The organism is Candidatus Nitrosopumilus salarius BD31, assembly GCF_000242875.2.
Lineage (GTDB): Archaea > Thermoproteota > Nitrososphaeria > Nitrososphaerales > Nitrosopumilaceae > Nitrosopumilus > Nitrosopumilus salarius.
This window is the reverse complement of the sequence record NZ_AEXL02000132.1, coordinates 1-6,255: the sequence shown is the minus strand read 5'-3', so window position 1 is coordinate 6,255 and position 6,255 is coordinate 1. Positions and strand designations below refer to the sequence as shown.

Annotated in this window: 5 protein-coding genes; 4 read left to right on the top strand and 1 reads right to left on the bottom strand. The window is 33.9% G+C overall.

Annotated elements, in window-relative coordinates:
* Nucleotides 1–182: 182 nt before the first annotated feature.
* Nucleotides 183–641, bottom strand: coding sequence for a hypothetical protein (locus BD31_RS07820; protein ID WP_008300890.1), 459 nt, complete (start codon nucleotides 639–641; stop codon nucleotides 183–185).
* A 104-nt stretch (nucleotides 642–745) separates the two neighbouring features.
* Between BD31_RS07820 and BD31_RS07815 the strand changes: the two genes are divergently transcribed.
* The 4 genes from BD31_RS07815 to mtnP form a co-directional block, all read left to right on the top strand.
* Complete coding sequence (locus BD31_RS07815; protein WP_008300892.1) at nucleotides 746–2,839, top strand: AAA family ATPase; 2,094 nt, start codon at nucleotides 746–748, stop codon at nucleotides 2,837–2,839.
* Between the two features lie 98 nt (nucleotides 2,840–2,937).
* Complete coding sequence (locus tag BD31_RS07810; RefSeq protein ID WP_008300900.1) at nucleotides 2,938–5,067, top strand: biofilm-associated protein; 2,130 nt, start codon at nucleotides 2,938–2,940, stop codon at nucleotides 5,065–5,067.
* A 39-nt stretch (nucleotides 5,068–5,106) separates the two neighbouring features.
* A complete protein-coding gene (locus BD31_RS07805) occupies nucleotides 5,107–5,619 on the top strand; it encodes an adenine phosphoribosyltransferase (RefSeq protein WP_008300896.1) in 513 nt (170 codons plus the stop codon).
* On the top strand, nucleotides 5,619–6,255 hold a 637-nt coding region (gene mtnP / locus BD31_RS07800; RefSeq protein WP_008300898.1), incomplete at its 3' end, for an S-methyl-5'-thioadenosine phosphorylase. The genes BD31_RS07805 and mtnP, both read left to right, overlap by 1 nt.

Below are 6,255 nucleotides of genomic sequence, written 5' to 3'. Positions count from 1 at the left end.
CAACGTTCTTTCCATCAGTTTTTTTGGTCGAAGACGAATCAAGGGTCTTCTTTTTCTTTTTTAATGTAGCAAGATCTGCTTTGATTTTTTCTGCCTCATCAATTAGAGAGTCTTTTTTCTTTGCCATCAAATCACCTTATTTTTTAAATTCAATTTCTTATTTATCAATCAATATCTCATTCCTATTTAACAGTAAATGTCCCCCTTGTAGAAATATTCTTCAAGTCTTTTGAGACCATTTCTGTGACTATCTCATATGAGCCAGGAGTCTCAATAACCTTTGAAAAACTATCACCTATTGGAAGAACGTTATTTTCCTCAAAACATTGTTCAAAGAATCCACCTTGGGTAATAACATCGCTTTTTCCAGCAGAGTAAATTGTGATATAAAGATCTCCGCATCTAAATGAAGAGTCACCTATTTTGACTTGGATTTCTACAGGTACAGAAGTAGAATATTGCTTTGACAAGCCAATTATTTGAATTGGAGTGTTAGAAGATAATCCATCTGAAAAAGACATGGGCCACATGTTTAATTCTCGATCAGGGTTCTGAAGAACCCCAGATAACACAGCAGTGCCAATGATAATTGAGAAAATTACAGGTAAAACAAATACAACAAAAACTCTTGCAGATGCCATTTTGTTTTAAAATCTATGATTCCCTTATATCTATTTAGCAAAATGTGAAAAGTTCAGATCAATTTGACGAATGAGTTAAATCGTAGCCGACTAAATATCGCTAGATGCGACTTAGAAAATTCAGAGTCAGAGCATATCGTTGCATTCATGATTCTGGAGAAATCACAGTAGGGGATTTGGCAGCTTTTGTTGGTAGAAATGAAAGTGGGAAAACAACTATTCTTCAAGCTCTAACACTGCTAAATAGAGATGAAGAGGTTTCAGAACTAGACCTTTGTGATGAGATGAGTGAAGAGCTAAAAGATGAAATGCGATTAGCAGAGGGAGAATTTGAATTAAATCGACATGAAATTGGTTTAATCAAAGAAAAATTTCCAGGTTTGCCAGACATTAAAAAAATCAAATTAATTAGAACAAATCGAAACCCAAAGATCCAGTATGAGTTTGAAGATATCAAACTTGGTGAAGATGAAAATGAAGGAATCAATTCATGGGAGAATTTTTCAAAACAAATTCTTGGATTTTTAGACACAATTCCTAACCACTTGAGAATACAAATAGATACAAAATTCTTTGAGGAAAATGTTCCAAAGAATCAAGAGACATTTGATAGAGGGATGGCAGAATTTAGCAATCAATTTCATGTAATAGCCATTCAAGAACCCAAAGTAATTGAAGAGTGGGAAAAAATCTATGAAAGTCCAGAAAATCAATTTTCAAATCTCCTAAGCGGTGAAAGTGAAAAAACTGCATTACAAAATTTTATTGCATCTCAATTGCATCCAAGATTTGTATACTTTTCAGATTATAAAAAAATCTACGGAAACATTAATCTCAATGAATACCTCAGAGAAGAGAAAGGAGAAAGAGTAAATTCAATTGAATTTGTCGAGGAGTTTGACAAAGCAGAAACTGTAAGAAATCTCTTCTATCTAGCCGAATTAGACATTAAAGAATTAGATGAGGTAAAAGAGAGCCCATCAAAATGCATCAAGCTTCTAAATGCTGCAAGTAATAGGTTAACAAGTAGACTAAATCCGGCATGGAAAGGAGATCCAATCCATGTTGACTTGAGATATAATCCAGGAAACATCATGAGTGTGGTCATTTCAGATGTCCACAGAGATGGAACCATTACAAATACAGGATTGCTCAACAGAAGAGCAGAAGGCTTCAAATGGACATTTTCATTTATTGTAAACTTTGCAGCAGAAACACAAAGGGCTGAACTAAAAGAAGCAATCTTACTGTTAGACGAACCTGCAAGAAATCTTCACCCAACACAGCAAATGGGAATTTCAGATTTATTGAAAAACTTGGCAGGATCAAACCAAGTTTTGTATGCAACACACTCACCATTTATGATATTTGATTATACTCCTGGAAACTTACTTGTTGTAGAATTAGATAGAAGAAAGCACCTAAGTAGAATCTTTTATGATTACTGGAATGCAGATGACAAGACACTGACACCTATTTTGTATGGATTATCGAGAGGTCAAGTCGAATCTATTGTAGATAGAGAAATTGGAAGAAACTCTAGACCAATAATTATTGTAGAAACAATGTCTGATGCAATGTATCTCAATGCATTTGATAAATTCTTACAAGATCCTAACATTTCAATGAATCCACTCAATGTAATTGCGGCATACAACAAAAATTCTGTATTACCATTAGCTATTTTTTATAGAAATCATGGTTACAAGACATTTGTTTTATTAGATAACTCTCAAGAATCCAAACAAATTTCTGCCCAGTTAGTCTCAAACGAGTTTTCATCAATTCAGACAATCTTCTTTGAGAGAGAAGGTAAGAAATTAGAGTCGATTGAAGACTATATTGCACTAGAAGATTATCTCTATCCAGTAAATCAGACTTATGAAATAAAGTTAAGACATGAGGGATTTTCAAATCTTACGCCTCAGGATGTAATGTCTAAAGAGGGAGGAGGGGTTTTGGAGAAACTAAAAAAAATATGGCAAGAACACAGAGATGATGATTGGGGAGAGTTTGATAATGAAGAAGTTACGCGATACATTTGTGAGAAAATTACTTTAGAAGAGACAGATTTTCTGACAGATAAAACCAAAGACCAGTTCAGGTCATTATACAGATTAATTGCTGAAAGAATAAGACAGTATCAGAACATAGCTACAAAATCAGACCTAGACAGATTTCAAAAGGCTAAACATTGAGATTTAAGAAGTTTGCTAATGAGGAATACTAAACTGAGAAATAGAAAAATGAGAGAAATTCTTTAAGGTTTAAGTGAGAGATGGGAAGTTTGAATTACATGAGTAGATCCTCTACTAGAGGAGTTATCCTCTCAATTGTATTATTATTTTCAATTACATTAATTTCAATTCCATCATATGCAGAAGGAATTAGTGTCAAAAGTATTGCATTAGATGAAACAACAGTTATGGAATTAACTAATGATTCAGATGTTGATATTAACACATTTAGAATTTGGCTTGGAAGTGATTTTAGTTTCAAATCTTTTAAAACGGAGAAAGGATGGGTTGGTGAAAAAACACCACAGGGAGTTATAATTTTTACATCATCAGAATCCATCAAACCAGGTGAATCTGTAAAATTTGGAGTAAAAACAGATAAGCCAAGTTCTGGAATTAATTGGAAAGCACTGGATAAAGCAGATAAACAGATGGGTACAGGTAAATCAATTGCCAGTGATTTACCAAAGGTAGTTGAAAATCCAAGTGTAAGTGGAAATTCAGAAAATACAAGTTCATCCATATCATCAGAGTCAATATTTAGAATAGTTCCAGAGAAACCAAATGTTGGATCAACAATCAGAGTTACGGGGGAGAAATTTGGAGCGTTGCAAGAGTTTGATTTTTACATTGATTCAAAGAAAATAGGCAGTTTTGAGACAGATGAAGATGGTCATTTTATGACTACAATGAAGATTCCAGAAAACCAGAAAGCTGATAGAGCAGATTTTAAAATATTAGACAAAAATGGTGAAGAGAAAAAGATCAGTCTAAGAGTAGGTCAAATCGAAAATAGAATTGCCGAAGACAACATACCACTTACAATCCAAGGAATTCCAAAGTTCATTCATAGAGGTGACTTTTTAGAAATTTTTGGAACTGGAAATCCAAATGGTGCGGTTAAAATGTCTATTACTGGACCAAATGGAGATTTAACCAGAACAATTACAGCCGAAACGGATAGTAAAGGAGATTGGAAAGTGGAACCACTCTTAGTTCCATTAGATAGACCCTTTGGCGAATACACAGGAGTTCTTTCAGATGGAAGAAATAGTAAAACAATCAACTGGACATTAGAATCAGATAAAAAAATTATCATCACCCCAATTACATTAAAATTTGATCAAGGTCAAACTATGAGATTTAATGGTACTGCCATACCAAACAAGGCTATTGAGTTGATATTAGAAGATCCACTTGGAAAAGAAATTGTTTCAGATATTATTAAAATTGATGAATCAGGTATTGTAAGTTTTGAATTTCCAACCACTCAAAATACAATGAAGGGAACTTATACACTAATTGCAACACAAGAAAAGGAAAAAGAATTCATTTATGCAGGAATAGGACAATTGCCTTCAATTCCAGTTAATATAGAATTTGATAAACTAAATTACAAAGCAGGAGACACTGCCATAATCACATTGTCAGGAAAAGCATCAGAAATAATTAGTTTGTTAATAGTTGATCCTTCTGACAAACCCAAAGGTGACGCCATATCCATTAAACTACAACCAGATGGAAGAGGATCATATACTCTAGACTTGAAAGGATACTCATCAGGAGTATACACTGCTGTGATTAGTAAAGGAAGTGCCCAGAGTACAGATATTTTTACAGTTGGACTACAGACAGGTTCTGGAGAAATTGACATCAATACTACAAAAATTGATTATCATCCTGGGGATTCAGTGTTGATTTTAGGAGATACGTCTTCCAATAATCTATTAACTGTAAGCATGATTGACCCTGACGGAAATGAAATTAAAACTAGAGAAACTTTTTCAAATAAAAATGGAAAAATTTCTGAAGATTCATTCAGAATTCCATCAGATGCAAAAGCTGGAACATGGACAATCAAAGCAAAAAGTGGCTCAAACTTTGATGATGTAAAAATCAATGTACTGACAGCTGTTCAGGAAGGTATGTCTGTGATTGTAGAAGAAGGACAAGATATTCCAGGATTTGGAAAGACAATCAATATTCATGTCTTTGGAGCAGCACAAACAGTTTCAATGGAAATCGTGGCCCAAGATGGTGAAATAATTGAAGAGCTTTCATTCCCAGCATCAAAAACTGGGGAGATCAATCAACCTTGGATTGTTCCTAAAGATACGGAACCTGGAGTATACACAATTAAAGTTTCAGATGCATTAAATTCAGCAGAAACAACCTATGAGATCCAATAGTATCAAACAATTTTATTTCACCTAATCAAGCGATTAATCATGAACCTAAAAGACATGATTACCGAATACCCAAACTTTCCTAAAAAAGGAATATTATTTAGAGATTTTAGTCCAATTTTGAAGGATCCGTCAGCATTGTCTTTCATTGCAGATGAATTTGGAAAACATTTTCATCCTAAAGACATAGATGTATTTGCAGGAATAGAATCAAGAGGATTTATCCTTGCATGTGTTTTGGCTTCAAGATACAACAAAGGAATGATAATGATTAGAAAAGCAGGTAAATTGCCCGGAAAAACATCAAAATTGTCATACACTATTGAATATGGTAAAGACACAATTGAGATTCAAAAAGATATCATCAAAGAAGGACAAAAAGTTCTCATCTGTGATGATTTGCTTGCAACTGGAGGAACAGCTAAAGCATCTGCAAAATTAATTGAGAAGGTAGGTGGAAAAATTTCAGGATTTGCATTCATTATAGAGCTGACAGAACTTAATGGAATGCGTGGAATTAGCAATTATAATTGTAAGTCATTGGTGAAGTATTAATGGAAAAAGACGTAGAGATTGGAATTTTTGGAGGTACTGGAATTTATGATTCAGGCTTGTTAGAAAATCCACAGGAAGTTGACATTGACACACCATACGGAAAACCATCAGATACAATCACAGTAGGTATATTCAATGGAAGAAAGATTGCATTTCTTCCCAGACATGGTAAAAAACATACAATTCCACCACATATGATTAATTTCAGGGCAAATATTTGGGCATTCAAAGAATTGGGAATTACAAGGATAATTGCACCTTCAGCCGTTGGAAGCCTAAAAGAAGAATTAAAACCAGGTCACTTTGTATTGCCCTCACAGTTTTTAGATTTTACAAAATCAAGGAAAGGATCATTTTCAGAAGAAGGAAGAGTTATTCATATCTCAGTAGCAGATCCTTTTTGCCCAGAATTGCATTCATCAATTGTACAGGTAGCAGATAATCAAAATATGCATATTCACAAAGATTGCACATATGTCTGCATTGAAGGTCCACGATTTTCAACTAAAGCAGAATCAAAATTTTTCAGATCAACTGGAGCAGACATAATTGGAATGACACTGGTTCCAGAATGTCAACTAGCTAGAGAAGCTCAGATGTGTTATGCATCAATTTCAACAGTAACAGATTATGATG

Coding starts and splice junctions, on each gene's coding strand:
- BD31_RS07810 (WP_008300900.1), top strand. CDS start 2,938: ATGAGTAGATCCTCTACTAGAGGAGTTATCCTCTCAATTGTATTATTA.
- BD31_RS07815 (WP_008300892.1), top strand. CDS start 746: ATGCGACTTAGAAAATTCAGAGTCAGAGCATATCGTTGCATTCATGAT.
- BD31_RS07820 (WP_008300890.1), bottom strand. CDS start 641: ATGGCATCTGCAAGAGTTTTTGTTGTATTTGTTTTACCTGTAATTTTC.
- BD31_RS07805 (WP_008300896.1), top strand. CDS start 5,107: ATGAACCTAAAAGACATGATTACCGAATACCCAAACTTTCCTAAAAAA.